This window comes from Brachyspira sp. G79, assembly GCF_002379365.1.
Classification (GTDB): Bacteria; Spirochaetota; Brachyspiria; order Brachyspirales; family Brachyspiraceae; genus Brachyspira.
Genome location: NZ_JQIU01000008.1, coordinates 159,377 through 178,485, shown reverse-complemented (window position 1 = coordinate 178,485; position 19,109 = coordinate 159,377). Strand labels below are relative to the sequence as shown.

Sequence of the window (19,109 nt, the reverse complement as noted above, 5' to 3'; positions counted from 1 at the left end):
ATATTATCTGCTACTGTAACATATTTAGACATACCATCATAAAAATTATTGATAAAATCATTAGCATAACCTTTTTTCAACATCATATCATATTGACTATCATAAAGTATTTCTGATCTGTAATGCAAACCATTAATTAATGTAACAATAAATATCATAGTAGCCATAGAAGCAGGCAAAAAACTATAAACCATAGGCAAATAATACTCTTTTCTACCAGTCTTCTTATATAAAGGTCTTACTAATATATTAAAAAATATAGATGAAAACGTCATAGCTATAGTAATCAAAAATATTACCATTGTCAGACGTATATTAACTATTTCAAATAATGTAACTTTTTTTGTTAATAGGTGTATAGTATATGATACAATTGCTACCAAAATTACAGCAATACCTGATTTAATAACAAATATTTTTCCTAATGGTATATATTTTCCTCTTTCTACTTTTAAGCAGTCAAAAAACATACTAATAGGAATAACTATCATTAATAGAAGAATAAATAAATATACATAACCTATCAATGAATTTTCCAACTGATAAATAGTTTTTAGTAGGATAGAGTATGAACCTACTGATATGCAGGCCATTATGATAAAAGATATTGGTATATAAAATTTTAATCTTCTTTTTAGTTTATCTTCATTTACTTGAAAAAGCATACTATACAACCTATAAAATATTTTGAATACTATTTAAACTATCGGTATAATACTATTATTATTTAGCAGTAATAGTATATTAATTACTCATAGTTTTAGCTTTAGATACAGCTTCTTCTATAGATCCTACAAATCTAAATGCTTGGTCTGGCAAATCATCATAATCACCATTACAAATACCTTTAAAGCTTCTAATAGTATCCTCTAATTTAACATACCTTCCCTGAAGCCCTGTAAACTGCTCTCCAACAAAAAAAGGCTGACTTAAAAATTGTTCTATTTTTCTAGCACGCGATACAACCAATTTATCCTCTTCTGAAAGCTCATCAGCACCAAGTATAGCAATAATATCCTGTAAATCTCTATATCTTTGAAGTATATGCTGAACTCTTCTTGCAGTATCATAATGATCCTGACCCAAAATATTAGGATCTAATATTCTACTTGTTGAAGCGAGAGGATCTACTGCAGGATATATACCTTTTTCACTAACTTCCCTTGATAATACAGTAGTAGCATCAAGGTGAGTAAATGCTGTAGCAGGAGCAGGGTCTGTAAGGTCATCAGCAGGTACATAAACAGCCTGTATAGATGTAATTGAACCATTTCTAGTAGATGTAATTCTCTCCTGAAGTCCCCCCATTTCCGTTGCCAATGTAGGCTGATAACCTACTGCTGAAGGCATACGTCCAAGAAGTGCTGACACCTCACTTCCAGCCTGAGTAAATCTGAATATATTATCTATAAATAAAAGAACATCAAGACCTGCTGAATCTCTGAAATACTCTGCCATAGTTAATGCAGTTAATGCTACTCTAAGTCTTGCTCCAGGAGGCTCATTCATCTGACCATAAACAAGACAAGTTTTATTAATAACTCCCGATTCCTTCATCTCAGACCATAAATCATTACCTTCTCTTGTTCTTTCACCAACACCAGCAAATACTGAATAACCGCCATGCTCGCTTGCTATATTATGTATAAGCTCCATTATAAGAACTGTCTTACCTACTCCAGCACCTCCAAAAAGACCTGTTTTACCGCCTTTAATATATGGAGCTAATAAGTCTATTACCTTAATACCTGTTTCAAAAATTTCAAGCTTAGGCTCTAAAGTTTCAAATTTTGGAGGTGAAGCATGTATAGATCTATACTCTTTTGCCTCTATCGGCTCTCCCTTATCAACTGTCTGACCTAATACATTAAAAATTCTTCCTATAGTTTCAGTTCCTACAGGCACCATTATATGATTTTCTGTATCAAATATATCATCACCCCTAGATATACCATCTGTAGACTCCAAAGCTATAGCTCTTACTCTTCCTCCTCCTAAATGCTGCTGAACTTCGCAGATTATATGTCTTTGAACACCTTCTATTTCTTTATCTATATAAAGTGCATTTAATATAGCAGGAAGATGTCCTTCTTCAAATTCAGCATCTAGGGTAGAACCTACAACTTGAACAACCTTACCTCTTTTTCCTTCTACCATAAAACATTCCTTCTCTTTTATTGTTTTTTTATTGTTCCTATTTTATATCTATTAAAAACTTATTCAAGTACCTTTATCATTTCTTTGTGAATTTTTTTATTACTTGCTATATATTGTTTTTTTGAGAAAATATTATATTCTTTCATATTTATATTACTTACCATTCCGCCTGCACGTTTTAGTATAACTGTACCAGCACATATATCCCAAGGGGAAAGCCCGTATTCAAAAAATCCGTCTGCAGCACCTTCTGCTACCATACATATATCAAGAGCAGCAGAACCATCACGTCTTAATGCCAGAGTTCTTTTTACCATGTTAGCAAAATCTACCATTCTATCATGTAAGAAATCATCATCTACACTGGCATTGTAATAAAAACCTGTTATTATCATTGATTCTGCTAGTTTACTACTGCTGCTTACTTTAATAACCTTATCATTTTTATAAGCCTTAGATTTAATATGTGCTTTATAAACTGTGTTAGTTAAAGGAGCATAAACAACACCAAGTATAGGTATACCTTTATAAGCAAGACCTATTGATACACAATAAAATGGATATCCATGTACAAAGTTACTAGTCCCGTCTATAGGATCTACTATCCAAGTAAATTTTTTTACTTCAGAACTATCTGAAATACTTGACTCTTCCCCATAAAAACCAAATTTCGGATAGCACTTTAATAAATATTCCTTAATAATCTTTTCATTTTTTAAATCAACTTCTGTAAATAAATCCGTTTTTCCTTTCTTGGATATACTTTTAGGGCAGCCGAAATATTTCAAAGAATATTTACCTGCTTTTACAGCTATTTTTTCTGCAGATTTTAAGCATTTATTTAACTTAGATTTTGGAATATCATTTATTTCTTTTAATATATTATTGTATTCTATTTCTTTTTCTGATAGTGATGCCTTGTTTTTTTCTTTATTACTAGAAATACCTTTAAGACCTTTCATAATTAATGTTATAATATCATCTATCATTATTATCCCCCCTATTATTTCTTTTCTGTTTCTCTAAATAGTAAAGTTGAAGGGTTATCTCTTAATTTTTCACTAAATATTCTCATATTGTTTATTATTTCATTAATATTAGTCTGCAAAGTAGGGTCTTTCATTACAGCTCCTGCAGTACCTTTTCCTCTTTCAACATCAGCAATAATATAAGATAAATCCCTAGTTATATTATTAATATTAGCTAAACTATCATTAACATTTGAAATAGCCTTTGTTATAGTTATTTCATTAGTACCTATAATATCTGATATCATATTTATAGTTTGTGCCAAATTAGTTATTACTGATGAAAACTCCTGAAAATTCAAATCTTTTCCTATATCTCCAATAGACCCCAATGTAGTTTCTATACTGAATGGTTCTACACCCTTTATTACACTGCCAGCTGCTATGCTTGTCATACCTGTGGTAGTAGTGGCAGGGGGAGATACCATTATATACTTCTCTCCAAGTCCTAGACCAACTGTCTGTATAGAAAATTTTGTTCCTTCAGGTATTACAACAGTTTTATCTGTTATAAACAAAGTTACTCTAATAGTTCCATCTGGATTAATACTTATTTTTTCAATAAATCCTATCTGTATACCGCCGCCTCTATATGATACCTTACCGTTTTCCTGCAAATCACCTATAAATACATAATCTACATAAAGTCTGTATCCATCGCCTTTTAATTTTATCTTACCAAGTAATATTATAGCACCAACAAATAATACTAATGTTACAATAAAAAATATACCTAATTTTACTTTATTTTTCATAATAGTTTTCCTTATCCTAAAAATTATATATAAAAAATGAATTAATCTTTTGGTCTTATGCTTTCTATATCTTCACCTTTTTTTGCTATACTGCTCATAAAAAAGAATTTTAAATGCGGATTTTCTGTTTCTCCTAAATGATCAGGATCTCCTCCCTCAATAATCTGCCCCTTATAAAGCATAACAACTCTGTCAGACATTCTAAATACACTAGTCATATCATGAGTAATAACGATACTTGTAACATTAAGAATAGACTGCATTTTTACTATTAAATCATCTATAACCCTAGACATTACAGGGTCTAGTCCAGTTGTAGGCTCATCATAAAGAAGTATTTGAGGATCCATAGCAATAGCACGTGCCAAACCTACACGTTTTTTCATACCACCTGATAATTCAGAAGGCATTTTATGTTCTATATTTGGCATACCTACCATTTCAAGAACTTCTGCTACTTTTACTTTTATTCTATCTTCAGGCATATCTTTTTTTATTCTTCTAAGCCCGAAACTTACATTTTCATATACATTTAAAGAATCAAATAATGCAGCACCTTGAAACACCATAGCAAATTTCTTTCTTACTTCTGTAAGTTCATTATCAGAAATTTTATTTATATCCTGTCCATCTACAACGATAGTTCCAGAATCAGGCTGAAGCAAACCTATTAAATGTTTTATAAGCACACTTTTGCCACATCCTGAATTTCCTATAACGGATAAAGTCTCTCCTCTATTAACCTTAAGATTAACACCATTAAGTACTCTTTGAGGTCCAAAAGTCTTGTAAACATCTTTTAATTCTATAATAATATCGCTCATATTATACAGTTACCCTCAGAAATTTTATGCCATCACTGCTATTTATTATATAATTTCCCAAACTAGCTGGTACCAAAACAGTTTTTCCAATATTAAGGTTAATAATATTATCTGGAATATCCGATTCTATAGAGCCATTTCCATCAATAACCATAATTATTTCAAAACTTTCTTTAGTAGGTTTGGAATAATACTGCCCATTAACAATATATTCTTCTACCGTAAAGTATTCATTAGAAAACACAGTATTAATTTCTAATGAGGTATCTTTGAATTTGTTACATTTAACAGATTTTAAATTAAAAGCATTAATATCTTTTATAACATTAAAAGAATCTTCTATATGAAGCTCCCTAGATTTTCCATTTTTATCAAGCCTATTCCAATCGTAAAGCCTATATGTAACATCGCTTGGAGTTTGTATCTCTGCTATAACAGCATTTCCTAATATTGCATGTATGCAGCCGCTTGGTATATAAAAAGCATCTCCTTTTTTTATATGAAAATAATTGAATTTATCTTCTATATTTTCCTTATTAAGCAAAGCTCTCTTTAAATCTTCTTTAGTAATACTTTCCTTTAATCCTATAAGAAGTTCAGCATTCTCTAATGCATCAACAACATACCACATCTCATTTTTACCATGTTTATTATGCTTTTTATTAGCATATTCTTCATCAGGGTGTACTTGTATAGATAATTTATCTCTTGCATCTATAAGTTTTATTAGCAGCGGAAAATAATATTCTTTACATTTTCTTCCTAAAAGTTTACTGCCGTATTCTTTTACCAAATATGATAAAGTTTTTCCTTTAAGTTCACCATTAGATACTATACTATTATCATTAGGTAAATCACAAATTTCCCAACTCTCACCTATTGTTTTATTTTTATCAAAAGGTTTTGAATATATGGAAGCTAATGAAGTGCCCCCCCAAATAACTTCTTTTGGTATTTCGTTAAATTCCAGCAAATACATAGTTTAATTATATAAGATAAAATAAATAATTCAATATACTATAATTCAAAATATTCTTTTATTTTATACTCACCTATAATTTTTATATTATTATTAAAGAGTAAATCAGCACAAATGCCGTTACCATTTATTAATACCTTATTAAAAGTACCGTCATATACCTTTCCAAATCCACATGAAGGACTTCTCTCTTTTAATATGGCTAATTCAGCATTATATAATTTTGCTAATTTTAATGCTTCTTCAGCACCCTTTATAAATTCATTAGTAACATCTTTGCCGCATTTATTAATGACTTTACCTTCAACAATTTCTGACGGCTCTCTTGGAGTAGAAAGCCCTCCTAACTGCTCAGGGCATATTGGTATAAGATTATATCCTTTAGATATGAGTTTATTTAAATGACAAACTTCATTATCTCTTCCGTCATATCTGCATTTTATACCTAAAAGGCAGGCACTGACTAATATATTCATAAATATACTCTCTATATTTTTGATTATTAATTATAACTTAAAATCATTTTATTTACAGCATTGTAAAATTTTTTTTATATTATTATTATTATAATTCAAATAAATTTTATAATATTTTTAAATTTTTTATTATTTTAATAAAATTTAAATAAATATTATTATCAAACAAAATAAAAAATTATACAACATAACAAAACCATAAATTATATATATAATAATTAACTTGACAATAGTATTATATTAAATTATAATTTATTAAAGTAAAATTATTTAAAATTAAAAGAGGTTTTATTATCTATGTCAAAAGAATCGTATAAAGACAGAATGGAAAAAGCTATTTCAAGTTTGCAAAATGATCTAAAAGGTATAAGAACAGGAAGAGCTAATGCTTCTATACTAGACGGAGTTAAAGTAGAGGCTTACGGAAGCAATATGCCGTTAAAACAGGTTGGAAATGTTTCTACTCCAGATTCAAGAACTATTATGATACAGCCATTCGATAAAGGATTGGTTAGCGACATAGAAAAAGCTATATTGAAAGCTGATTTAGGTTTTAATCCTTTCAATGATGGCGGTAATATAAGAATAGTTGTGCCTGAACTTACAAAAGAAAGAAGAGAAGAATTAAAAAAAGGTGTAAGACATAGAGGCGAAGAAGCTAAAATAGCTGTACGTAATATAAGAAGAGATGAAAATGATAAAATAAAAAAAGAATTGAAAGATAAAACAATCACTGAAGATGAATCAAAATCTCAAGAGAAAAAAATACAAAATGAAACAGATGCCTATATCAAAAAAATAGATGAAATGATTAATACCAAAGAAAAAGAATTAGATACTATATGATTGAACAGAATACCCCTATACATGTAGCTATAATTATGGACGGTAACGGAAGATGGGCAAAAGCTCATAATAAAAGCAGAAGTTACGGACATAGAGCTGGAAGTGAAAATGTAATTAATATAGTCGAAGCCTCTGGAGAACTTAATATAAAATACTTAACTTTATATGCTTTCTCCACCGAAAATTGGAAAAGACCTGAAGAAGAAAAAAAAGCTCTTTTTCAATTATTAAAAGAATTCTATAAAAAAGAAATAAAAAGACTGATTTCTAATAATATACTGGTAAAACATATAGGTGATATATCTCTTTTCCCAAAAGATACTATAAAAACTATAGAAGAAACAGAAAAAGAAACATTGGAAAAATGTAAAAATCCGATATTAACTGTAGTATTAGCTTTGAATTATGGTTTTAGAGATGAACTGAAAAATGCTGTAAAAAATATATGCTATGATGCTAAAAATAATAAAATAGATATAGAAAATATCGATGAAAACTTTATTCAAAATTATCTATATACAAAAGATATGCCAGACCCAGATCTTATCATAAGAACGTCTGGAGAGGCAAGACTAAGCAATTTTCTTATGTATCAAGCCTCATACAGTGAGTTATATTTTACTGATGTATTATGGCCCGATTTCTCTAAAGAAGATTTTAAAAAAGCTATAGAAGAATATTCAAATAGAAATAGAAGATACGGAGGCTTATAATTTTATTATGAAGAAAAGACTCATATCAGTAGCAGTTACATTGCCACTTTTTACTATAATATTGCTTTATGATAAAGTTATTTCTCTGTTTCATTTATTAATATTATCAATATCAATTTTTAGTGCATCTGAAATATTTTATATGGCTAAAGTTCACAGACAAAAAAATTTAAGAACTGTTGTTGCTACTATGATAGCTATGGTATTAGGATATATTATAACTATTTGCGGTGTTAATATATTCAAAGGTGATTTTTCAGCACTTTATAAAATAATAGAAACAAAAAATCCTTCTATGGATCTATCATTAGTCATGGTTTTTGCCTTAATAGCAGCACTATTTATCATAAATATATTTAAAGTTAATGTTTCAACTTTTGAAGAAAAAGGAAGAGCGATATTAACTGCTGTTTTCTGCTTTATATATGTAGGGTTAGGAGTATGGCATATATCTCTTATGCGTTTTATGCCTAGCGGTAAATATTATATAGTTTTTATATTATTATGTGCTTGGCTAAGTGATACTGGCGGATATGTAATAGGAAGAAAAATAGGAAAGCATAAACTTTCAAATAGTGCATCCCCAAATAAAAGCTATGAGGGACTTATAGGAATGTTTATATTTACAATACCTATGGGACTTTTATATTACTATCTTTATTCTAAGGGATATTTGTCTCCAATACTTGGGAAAAATATACCAAACTTTACATTGCCTCAAATAATGCTATTAACTTCAATATTTACTGTAACAGGATTTCTTGGAGATATGGGTGAAAGCCTTATAAAAAGAATGTATGATACCAAAGATTCAAGCAAATTGTTTCCAGGTCATGGAGGGGTATTTGATATATTTGACAGTGTCATATTAACCGCACCTATATCATATTATATATTTCTCCTTCTACAATAATTTATAAAAATACATATTATTAACCTTTTTTAACTTAATAAAATTGCTTTTTATAATATAAATAGTATAATAAATTTACTTATATTACTAAGGAGTTGTCATATGAAACATTATTTAAATCTGTTTCTAATCACTTTATTTTCTATAGTTCTTTTTTCATGTAACGGTAGCGGAAAAAAACAAGTTGAAATAGTAGAACTTCCAGCTATAGATGAAAACACTGAAACTGAGCTTATTGTATGGGGTTGGAATGTTGCTGCCAAAGCATTAGAAGAAACTGCAAAAACATTCAATGAAAAATACCCTAAAATAAAAATCACTGTACAGGAATTTGGCGGTGCATCACAACTATATGAAAAAGCAGGTGTTGTATTATCTTCAGGACAAGGTGTTCCAGATATTATGCAGCTTGAAAGTGATTATGTCCAAACTTATGCAGAAACTTATCCTCAATATTTTTTAGATTTAAAATCATTAGCTCCAAAAGATATTGATACAAAAGTTGACCCTTCAAAAGTATCTACAAGTTATGATACAGAAGGAAAATTAGTAGCAATAGCTTGGGATTCTGGTCCTGTAGTAGTATTTTATAGAGCAGATTTATTTAAAGAAGCTGGAATTGATCCTAACAGCATAACTACTTATGATGAATACATAGCCGCTGGAAAAAAATTCCAAGAAAAATTTCCAAATATGAAATTCTTAGGAAATATGTTTATTCAAGATGACGGAGTATGGAGAAATTTGATGGTTCAAAATAATACATACTACTTAAATAAAAACGGAGAGGTTACTATATCTTCCCCAGCTGCTATAGAAAGTACAAAAGTATTAAGAAGTTTCTTAGACGAAGGTATAATGGCTAATACTGTTAATTGGGACGGATCTATTAGAGCTAATAAAAGCGGAGAAGTAGCTACTTATATATCAGGTGCTTGGTGGGCTGGTACTATAAAAGATCAGATGCCAGAAATGAAAGGAAAATGGGCTATTATGCCTATGCCTGCTTATTCTAAAGGAGGAGTTAGGGCTTCTTCTCATGGCGGTTCTACTCTAACAATTACAGCTTCAGACCCTATAAAACAGGCTGCTGCTTGGGCATTTATAGAACACTCTTTATTAAATGTTGATAGTCAATTACTTATGTATAAAAATTACGGCTTGTTCCCATCATATTTGCCTGTTTATGATGATGCTAGATTCCAAGAAGCTGATGAGTATTTCGGAGAAGGATTTAATCAAATGCTAGGAGATATAACTAAACAGATACCTGCTGCTATTTATACTTCATCTGATTACTCTGAAATTCGTAATATATGTGTTGCTGCCTATGAGGCTATTCTAAACAATAATGCTGATATACAAAAAACTTTAGATGATGCTGCTGTGCAAATAAGCGGTGCTACTGGAAGAAAATTAGCAAAATAATAATATTATAACTTAAAACATATAAGCGTTCTGTAATGCAGGACGCTTTTTTATTTATAGTATTAGACTTGTTTCAAAACTAAATTAAGAAAATTTATACTATTTCAATTTTTAGTATTTTTATTTTACAACTGGGGCTTTGCCCCAGACCCCACTTCTTTTGGTGACCCAAAGAAGCAAAAGGACTGCATATTTATATACTAAAATAATAAGTTATACGACATATAAAACATTGCTTTTATAATTTATAAATTATAAAATTTTATATATAATCTTGTCAAGTGGTTTTGAAACAAGTCTATTATAATTTATATAAATAAAAAACTACCAAATTAATACGGTAATTTAATATTTTTTAAAAGTTATAATATTATTATATTTTCAAATTGATTTTTCTATTAAATATTACTATAATATAACATATAATAATTATAGGAGTACTTTATGATTAGGAAATATTTTTATTATCTATTACTGGTATCGGTTACAGCAATTATGCTCTCCTGCTCTGGAAATAATGCAGCAGAACAAATTGAAGTAAACTTACCAGTAATAGATACAGATACTGAAACAGAACTTACTGTTTGGGGCTGGAATGTAGCTGCTAAAGCATTAATGGAAACAGCAAAAACATTCAATGAAAAATACCCTAAAATAAAAATTAATGTTCAGGAATTTGGAGGTCCGCCTCAATTATATGAAAAAGCAGGCGTTGTATTATCTTCAGGTCAGGGAATACCAGATATAATGCAGATAGAAAGCGATTTCATTCAAACTTATTCTGAAACTTATCCTCAAAGATTTTTAGATTTAAAAACTTTAGTTCCTACAAATTTTAACTCTATCGTAGACCCATCAAAAGTTCCTACAAGTTATGATACTGAAGGAAAACTAACTTCTATACCTTGGGATTCTGGTCCTGTAGTGATCTATTATAGAGAAGATTTATTCAAAGAAGCAGGAATAGACCCTAACACCATTGAAACTTATGATGATTTAATTGCAGCTGGAAAAGACTTGCAGGCAAAACTTCCGAATGTAAAATTGACTGGTTTTAGCTTTACTCAAGATGACGGTGTATGGAGAACTTTAATGGTTCAAAACAACATATACTATCTTGATACAAACGGAAATATTACTCTATCTTCTCCAAGAGCTGTAGAAAGTATGCAGCTTGTAAAAAGATTAATAGACGAGGGATTAGTATTAAATACAGTAAACTGGGATACTGGAATAAGAGCACATAAAAACGGAGAAATAGCTATGAGCTTTAACGGCGGCTGGTGGGGCGGCACTATGAAAGATCAAATGCCAGAAATGGCTGGTAAATGGAAAGCTATGGAAATACCTGCTTATACTCAAGGCGGAGTAAGAGCTTCTTCTTTAGGCGGTTCTACTCTTACTATAACTGCTACAGACCCTATTAAACAGGCTGCTGCTTGGGCTTTTATAGAACATTCTCTTCTTAACACAGATAGCCAGCTTTTAATGTATGAAAAATACGGACTTTTCCCTTCTTATCTTCCTGCTTATGAAGATGAAAGATTCTTACAGCCTGATCCTTATTTCGGAAATCAAAACTATAATGAATTGTTAGGTAAAGTTACTAAAAATATACCTCCTGCTTTATACAATTCTGATGACTATTCTGATTTAAGAAATGTAGCAGTAAGTGCATATGAGGAGATTATTAACAATAATTCTGATATACAGGAAACTTTGGATGCAGCCGCTCAGCAGGCAAACAGCATAACTGGAAGAAAAATAATAAAATAATAATTTTTATTACTAATGATAAACTAGAATTAAAAATTTAATAATATTATTAAAAATTATATTTATACGGTATTAAAAAATCATTTAATACCGTATAATCTTATAAAATAAAAAATAATAAGGAGGGCGGCAGATGCAATTAAAGAAAAATATTACACCATGGCTCTTTATTGCCCCAGCTTTAGTATTTATAGTTTTATTTAGCATATACCCGCTTATAGAAACTATATTCTTAAGCTTTATGACTCAAACCAGAGGTCATTTAGTATTTAACGGCATTAACAATTTCAAAAGATTATTTTCAGATCAATACTTTTATGTATCTTTAAAAAACTCTTTAATATATTTAATTATACAAGTTCCTATAATGACATTATTAGCTATACTTCTTTCTATAGCACTTCATAGAGGAATTACAAAATTAAAAGGATTATACAGAACAATATTTTTTATACCATTCATCGTAGAATCTGTAGCATACAGTTTAATATTTGTAATACTCTTTCAAGAGAGAGGAGTAATAAATTATTTATTATCTTTATTTAATTTACAGCCAGTTATGTGGCTTACTCAAACTTGGCCTGCTAGAATAGTAATAATGCTTATAATGACTTGGAGATGGACTGGATATAATATGATTATAATATTGGCAGGACTTCAGGGAATACCAGAAGATTACTATGAAGCTGCTACTATTGACGGAGCTAATGCTTGGCAGCAGTTTGTTCATATTACAATCCCAATGCTTAAGCCTGTTATATTATTCTCTACCATACTATCAACTATAGGTACTCTAAACCTATTTACAGAACCTTACCTTCTAACAAACGGAGGACCTAATAATTCAACTATAAGTTTGGGATTATACATATACAGACAGGCATTCCAATCTATTAACTTAACTTATGCTGCTACAATATCAGTAGCTATACTTGTAATAGTAGGATTTCTTTCTAGGCTTCAATTGAAATTTGGAGGGGATAAAAAATGACAAGAGCAAAACAGCAAAAAATAACTAGAATAATATTATATATTGTTCTTACAATAGGTATGATAGCATGTGTTTACCCGCTATTTTTTATGTTAATAGCTTCTACAAGAGTATCAGGGGATATATTTTTATTTCCGCCTCCTATGACTTTTGGAGACAATTTTTTTGAAAACTTAAAAAATTTGCAGGAGAGAATACCTATATGGTATGCATTATTTAATTCATTTAAAATTGCTGTTATATATACTATTATTAATTTATTAGTATGTTCAATGGCAGCATACTCTATTTCTAAATTCAATTATAAAGGAAGAAATATAGTATTTGTAATTATAATGCTTACAATGATGCTTCCCGCTCATGCTAAATTAGTTCCTTTATACAGAATGATGACTGCTTTAAATATACAAGATACTCATTTAGCAATAATACTTCCAGATATAGCAGGAGCTTTCGGTATATTTTTAATGAGGCAGAACTTCCATTCTGTTCCTGATACTTTGATAGAAGCTGCTAGAATAGACGGTGCTAATGAATGGACTATATTTATAAAAATAGTTATGCCTTTAATGATACCTGCTTTAACTGCTTTGGGAATATATATGTTCGTTGCTGAATGGACTAACTTTACTTGGCCTTTAATTATATTAAATACTCCTGAAAAATTCACATTGCCTGTAGCATTGGCTCAGTTGAAAGCTGATACTAGAATAGACTATGGACAAATTATGGTTGGTGCTATATTTGCTGTTGTTCCTATAATGGCAGTATTTCTAGCATTACAAAAATACTTTATATCAGGATTAACTGGAGGAGCTGTTAAAGAATAATAAAGAATAATATTTATTGTTATAATACAATAAAACTTATTCCTACAAACTATTAAAAATATTAAAATAAAATTTTTTGTACAGCAATAAAAAATAAAGGGGCTAATTTAATAATTAAGCCCCTTTTTTTAATTTTTAATCAAATAATATCATGCACTATAAACTATATCGCCGTCAATTATAGTTTTTAATACCTTTATATTTTTTATATCTTTAACATCTGCCTCAAATATGTCTCTATCCAAAACTATAAAATCAGCTAATTTATCCTCTTCAATGCTTCCTTTAATATTATCTTCAGAAGACATATAAGCACTTCCCATAGTATATAAATAAACTGCCTCTTTTACTGTAAGTTTTTCCTGAGGCATCCAGCCGCCTTCAGGCCAGCCATTTAAATCCTCTCTATTAACAGCACAGTGTATACCTTCCATAACACTAATACCATCAACAGGACCAGCAGAACCAAATCCTATTTTTACTCCCATATCCATTGCTGTTTTAAAAGCATAGCTAGTAGAAGCCTTTTCATGTCCTACCCTATCCTCTACAATATGCATATCATAGTGAAGGAATATCGGCTGATAATATATACCTACATTTAACTGCTTCATTCTTTCAAATAATTCTTTATCTGTTATCTGACAATGAACCAAACCATTTCTTCTATATTTAAAATCTTTAGTATCTTTTATTTTTTCTATTGATTTTAATGCCATGTCAATAGCACCGTCTCCAGTAGCCTGTATAGCCAAAGAATAATCCAAACTATTAGCGTACTCTACCAATTCATCAAGCTCTTCCTGCTGATACTGAGTAACACCTCTAAAACCTTTAGCATCATTATAATCATCTCTTAAAAGTGCTGTTCTTGAACCTATACCGCCGTCTATAATAACTTTTATGCGTGCTACTTTAAATCTTTCATCGTTAATATATTGATAATAATAATACTCTCTGAAATCATCTATATCTTTTTTATTTATAAACTGTGCCTGCTCGCATACTCTTATTTTTAATTTTTTCTCTCTATTAAGTTTTTGATATGCGTCTATTATTTTTCTATAATCAAAATCTGGCAAACTTCTTAAATCATCTGTCTGTACAGAAGTAATACCCATTTTGAAAAATTGCTCCTGAGTATCTAATATTATTAATTTTAAAGTATCTATTTCTAATGATTTAATTTTTGATAAAATTAATATCATATCTTTAGAACTTATAAGTCCGTTTTCAAAATCTATACTGTCAGATTTCATTTTTTCAGTAACACCGCATAATTCAAGAGCTTTACTATTTGCAACTATCATCTCACCACATATTCTTCTAAAAGCCACAGGATATTCACTAGATATTTTATCCAAATCATTTTTATTAAGCATTCTTTTCTCTTCAAAATAATCCTGATTCCAACCCCAGCCTATAATCCAGCCTTCATATTTTTCAGCATTTTTGGCTAATTCAATAACCTCTCTTATAGACTCACATTTGCTCAAATTAAGCATAGTATTAAAACGGGCAAACCCTACAAAATTAACACAGCTGTCATTAAATCCCGGTATAACAGTTCTGCCTTCCAAATCAATAATCTCTTCAGCATCTGCATATTTTTTTAACACCTCTTCATTAGTTCCTGCAAATACTATTCTGCCATTTTCAACAGCTAAAGCTTCATAAATACTGTCGTTTTTATCCATAGAGTAAATCTTAGCATTTTTAAAAATTCTCATAATTTGACTATCTCCTACATTTTATTTTACTTATAACATAGCCTTTATACTGTCTATCTCTTCATTGACCAAAAGCCATTCGTTTTCAGTTTCTTCTATTAATCTTTTTACTTCCAATAAACGCTTGCTCTTCTCATCATCATAACTTGAAGAAGTCTCAAAAAACTTTAATATATCCGCCTCTTCTTTTTTATAATCCTCAATTTGTTTTTCATGCTTTTTCAGCATAGATTCGCATTTTGAAAGTTTACTTCTAATTTTTTTTCTCTCTTCATAATTGCTATTATTCTTTTCTTCAGTATTATTACTACTTTCTTTAACACTGTTTTTTTCCTGATACTCTAATTCCTTTTCTTCCTCTTCCAATGCTTCAATTCTTACCCTATAAACATAAGCCTCATAATCCCCAGAATAAAGCGAAAGTTTTTTATCCTTAACTTCTATTATAGTATCAGCAAGCATACTGGCAAAAGTTCTGTCATGCGAAGTAAAAAATATTGTTCCGCCGTAATCTCTTAAAGAGGATGCAAGTGCCTCAACAGTTTCAAAATCCAAATGGTTAGTAGGCTCGTCCAAAATAAGTACATCAGCACATTGTGTAATGGCAGCTAGAAGTGAAAGCCTTGCCATCTCACCGCCGCTTAAAACCTTTACATCTTTATTCACATCTTCGCCTGAAAATAAAAAACTTCCTAAAAGTGTTAAAAGTTCCTGAGTTAATAATCCCTGCTTGGCATTCTTTTTTAAATATGACAAAACTGTATCATTTGAGGTTACATTTTTATAAGTATCTTCTCCGAAATATGCTATCTTTATACCGTATGAATAATTATAACTTCCAGATACTGGCTCAAGTCTTCCAGCTATAGTTCTTAAAAAAGTAGTTTTACCTTCTCCGTTTTGACCTAAAACAGCAACTCTGCTTCCTCTTGCTATTTCTATACGTCCGCTTTCAGCAACTATTTTCTCACCGTATCCAACAGCCAAATCATCGGAAATAAGAGCAAAACCTTTTTTTTCTGGAACTTCTGGAAGTTTTATCCTAACATTTTTTGCTGGATGTGTAATTTCTATAGTTTTTAATTTTTCTATCTGCTTTATACGAGACTGCACAGCTTTTGCCTTTGTAGCTTTATATCTGAATCTTTCGACAAATCTCTCTAAATGGGCTTTTCTCTCTTCCACATTTTTATTATACTTTTTTATTGTATACTCTTTTTCTTCTTTATATTCAAAATAATCTTCTATATTACCGGGAAAATAAGTTATTTTTCCGTTTTCCATTTCTATAGTTTTTTCGCATGTGGTTTTTAAAAACTCCCTATCATGCGAAACTATTAAAAATCCGCCGTTATAATCCATTAAAAAATTTTCTAAATCTATTAATGTATTTAAATCCAAGAAGTTTGAAGGTTCATCGAGTATTAAAAAATTAGGCTCATAAAGCATCATCTCAGCAAGTTTTACACGCATTCTATAACCGCTTGATAAACTTCCTAAATTATAATTAATCTTTATATGATCTATTCCAAATCTGCTTGCTATTTTAGAGCATTTCCAAGATTCTTTTGATGTTACTCTTGTAAGATAATCTATTACTTTTTCACTCTCATCAAAATCGCCCTGCTGACGAAGATAACCTATTCTCACATCATCAGAAAATATTATCTCTCCGTCATCAGGCTCTTCAAGTCCCATAAGGATTTTTAAAAGAGTAGTTTTTCCAGCTCCGTTTCGCCCTATCATGCCTATCTTTGATTTCTCTTCTATAAGCAAATTAACATTATCAAGCAGAACTTTATGAACAAATCTCTTGGATATATTTACTATGTTTATAATACTTCTAGCCATTTCTTTTTTACTTAAAAATTTTCTATTTTGAGAAATGATTTTATAATAATTTTTAAAAATATTCAAATACAAAAATAAAAATAATTCTATTAAATTATAAAATTATTCTTTTGTAATACTATCTAGTTTATAGACTAAACTTTTAAAATATTTTCCCCTCTCCTCATAATTTTTAAACATATCAAAGCTGGCACAACCTGGAGAAAGTAAAACGGTATCACCGTTTATAGATATTGCAGAAGCATAATTAAAAGCATCTGTAAAATCTTTTATAATAATCTTATTCTCAAAATGTATCATATCATCAAGAGCCTCAGCAGCCTCTCCTATAAGTATTAATTTTTTTACTCTGCTTTCTATAAGATTATTTAAAGAAGTAAAGTCTATATTTTTATTACGTCCGCCCATTATAAGTATAATATCCTTATCAAAAGATTTTAAAGCACTAATAACAGCATTCATCGATGTAGCTTTAGAATCATTAATATATTTAACACCGTTTATCTCGGCAACCAACTCTACTCTATGTTCTATACCCTTGAAATTGTTAACAACATGCTCAATATGCTCTGCTGGTATATTATCTTTCAAACATACTAAAACTGATGCAAGTATATTAGCCACATTATGTTTACCTAGTATTTTTCTTTCTTTTATAGAAAATAATTTTTCATTCTCATAATATATATATTCATCTTCTTCATTATAATAAATAGTTGCAAATTTGCTTTTTAATGAAAAAGTCAAAAGTTTCATCTTGCAGTTATTATTAAGTTCATTATACCAAATATTAGTATAAATATTATCATAATTAAGTATAAGAAAATCATTTTTATTTTGATTGATACTTATATTTTTTTTGGCATTGAAATACTCTTCTATATCTTTATATCTGTCAAGATGATCTTCTGCAATATTCAGTACTGCTGCTATATGAGCATGAAATTTCTCAACTGTTTCTAATTGAAAACTTGAAAGCTCTAATACAATATCTTCATCTGGCTCTATAGTTTCAACCTCTTTAGAAAAAGTATTTCCTACATTGCCTACAAGTCTTGCTTTTTTGTATGAACTTATTATTTTATGAATAAGAGTAACTGTAGTAGTTTTTCCGTCTGTACCTGTTACAGCTATATAATTTCTATTAGGCAAAAGATTATAAGCAAACTCTATCTCTCCTATTATTTTTATACCTCTTCTTTTAGCTTCTTTTACTATCTCTATAGTATGAGGAATACCCGGAGAAATTATTATAAGAGTTATACCATCTAAAATAGATATTTCCTGATTTCCAAAAAAGAGTTTGGCATTTTTATCTTTTAATGCCTCTATACTATCCTGAAGCTGTTCTTCTGTTTTGCTGTCGCTTAAAGCATATTTTATATTGATATTTAAACTTGTATTAATATCGTATAAAATATTTGCTATACTTACACCGCTTCTTACAGTGGCACCCAATATCAAAATATTTTGTTTTTTTAATACTTTTATATATGTTTTATTCAAATCGAGAATCATTTTAACACACCAAATAATTATTTTTTATAAAAACTAATTATAACAAAATAATAATAAATTTAAATGCCTTATTCTTCATTAGATAAAAATTAATTATTACATAATAATAAACCTATATATTAATTTCTTTTATAGTATCATTCTCAATATAATATATAATCCCAAACATATCATTAAAAAAGCAATTATTATTATTGATAACTGCAATATTTTCTAAAGTACTATTTTTTATATTATAGCTATTAACATTTATACAATCTTTATTAAAATCAAAAGCTATTAAATTATCTTTAT

At 29.4% G+C, this 19,109-nt stretch carries 16 protein-coding genes and 2 pseudogenes; 7 read left to right on the top strand and 11 right to left on the bottom strand.

Going from position 1 to position 19,109, the window contains the following annotated elements; all coding sequences use genetic code 11:
• The 7 genes and pseudogenes from KQ44_RS02485 to KQ44_RS02455 form a co-directional block, all read right to left on the bottom strand.
• A pseudogene (locus KQ44_RS02485) lies at window positions 1–665 on the bottom strand (methyl-accepting chemotaxis protein); the annotation flags it as partial.
• Between the two features lie 79 nt (window positions 666–744).
• The gene (atpD, locus tag KQ44_RS02480; protein WP_096736097.1) at window positions 745–2,157 is read right to left on the bottom strand and encodes a F0F1 ATP synthase subunit beta; all 1,413 of its coding nucleotides are present in this window, start codon (window positions 2,155–2,157) and stop codon (window positions 745–747) included.
• Window positions 2,158–2,216: 59 nt separating this feature from the next.
• A complete protein-coding gene (locus tag KQ44_RS02475; RefSeq protein ID WP_096736096.1) occupies window positions 2,217–3,146 on the bottom strand; it encodes an inositol monophosphatase family protein in 930 nt (309 codons plus the stop codon).
• A 14-nt stretch (window positions 3,147–3,160) separates the two neighbouring features.
• Complete coding sequence (locus tag KQ44_RS02470; RefSeq protein ID WP_096736095.1) at window positions 3,161–3,940, bottom strand: MlaD family protein; 780 nt, start codon at window positions 3,938–3,940, stop codon at window positions 3,161–3,163.
• 41 nt (window positions 3,941–3,981) lie between these two features.
• Window positions 3,982–4,764, bottom strand: a complete 783-nt coding sequence (locus tag KQ44_RS02465) for an ABC transporter ATP-binding protein (RefSeq protein ID WP_096736094.1) — start codon at window positions 4,762–4,764, stop codon at window positions 3,982–3,984.
• Window position 4,765: 1 nt separating this feature from the next.
• Window positions 4,766–5,743 (bottom strand): type I phosphomannose isomerase catalytic subunit, encoded by a 978-nt coding sequence (locus KQ44_RS02460; RefSeq protein ID WP_096736093.1) that lies wholly within the window; start codon window positions 5,741–5,743, stop codon window positions 4,766–4,768.
• A gap of 38 nt (window positions 5,744–5,781) precedes the next feature.
• Entirely contained in the window at window positions 5,782–6,219 is a 438-nt protein-coding gene (locus KQ44_RS02455; RefSeq protein WP_096736092.1) for a DUF523 domain-containing protein, read from the bottom strand.
• Window positions 6,220–6,516: 297 nt separating this feature from the next.
• Here KQ44_RS02455 and frr point away from each other — a divergent pair, with 297 nt between their 5' ends.
• The 7 genes from frr to KQ44_RS02420 all read left to right on the top strand — a co-directional run bounded on the left by frr (window position 6,517) and on the right by KQ44_RS02420 (window position 13,716).
• On the top strand, window positions 6,517–7,065 hold the full coding sequence (frr, locus tag KQ44_RS02450; RefSeq protein ID WP_020005811.1) for a ribosome recycling factor: 549 nt from the start codon (window positions 6,517–6,519) through the stop codon (window positions 7,063–7,065).
• Window positions 7,062–7,778, top strand: coding sequence for an isoprenyl transferase (locus KQ44_RS02445; protein ID WP_096736091.1), 717 nt, complete (start codon window positions 7,062–7,064; stop codon window positions 7,776–7,778). The genes frr and KQ44_RS02445 overlap by 4 nt, the downstream gene beginning before the upstream one ends.
• A gap of 7 nt (window positions 7,779–7,785) precedes the next feature.
• Entirely contained in the window at window positions 7,786–8,691 is a 906-nt protein-coding gene (locus tag KQ44_RS02440; protein WP_096736090.1) for a phosphatidate cytidylyltransferase, read from the top strand.
• A 102-nt stretch (window positions 8,692–8,793) separates the two neighbouring features.
• A complete protein-coding gene (locus KQ44_RS02435) occupies window positions 8,794–10,119 on the top strand; it encodes an extracellular solute-binding protein (protein ID WP_096736089.1) in 1,326 nt (441 codons plus the stop codon).
• 444 nt (window positions 10,120–10,563) lie between these two features.
• A complete protein-coding gene (locus KQ44_RS02430) occupies window positions 10,564–11,895 on the top strand; it encodes an extracellular solute-binding protein (RefSeq protein WP_096736088.1) in 1,332 nt (443 codons plus the stop codon).
• A gap of 133 nt (window positions 11,896–12,028) precedes the next feature.
• Window positions 12,029–12,886: a sugar ABC transporter permease gene (locus tag KQ44_RS02425; protein WP_096736087.1), complete on the top strand. Its 858-nt coding sequence runs from the start codon at window positions 12,029–12,031 to the stop codon at window positions 12,884–12,886.
• Window positions 12,883–13,716, top strand: a complete 834-nt coding sequence (locus tag KQ44_RS02420) for a carbohydrate ABC transporter permease (protein ID WP_096736086.1) — start codon at window positions 12,883–12,885, stop codon at window positions 13,714–13,716. The genes KQ44_RS02425 and KQ44_RS02420 overlap by 4 nt, the downstream gene beginning before the upstream one ends.
• 149 nt (window positions 13,717–13,865) lie before the next feature.
• On the opposite strand, the gene KQ44_RS02415 is transcribed toward KQ44_RS02420, so the two are convergent.
• The 4 genes and pseudogenes from KQ44_RS02415 to KQ44_RS02400 form a co-directional block, all read right to left on the bottom strand.
• Window positions 13,866–15,446, bottom strand: coding sequence for an amidohydrolase (locus KQ44_RS02415; RefSeq protein ID WP_096736085.1), 1,581 nt, complete (start codon window positions 15,444–15,446; stop codon window positions 13,866–13,868).
• A 30-nt stretch (window positions 15,447–15,476) separates the two neighbouring features.
• A complete protein-coding gene (locus KQ44_RS02410; protein ID WP_096736084.1) occupies window positions 15,477–17,297 on the bottom strand; it encodes an ABC-F family ATP-binding cassette domain-containing protein in 1,821 nt (606 codons plus the stop codon).
• A 102-nt stretch (window positions 17,298–17,399) separates the two neighbouring features.
• Window positions 17,400–18,815, bottom strand: a complete 1,416-nt coding sequence (gene murD / locus KQ44_RS02405; RefSeq protein ID WP_096736083.1) for a UDP-N-acetylmuramoyl-L-alanine--D-glutamate ligase — start codon at window positions 18,813–18,815, stop codon at window positions 17,400–17,402.
• Between the two features lie 112 nt (window positions 18,816–18,927).
• A pseudogene (locus KQ44_RS02400) lies at window positions 18,928–19,109 on the bottom strand (hypothetical protein); the annotation flags it as partial.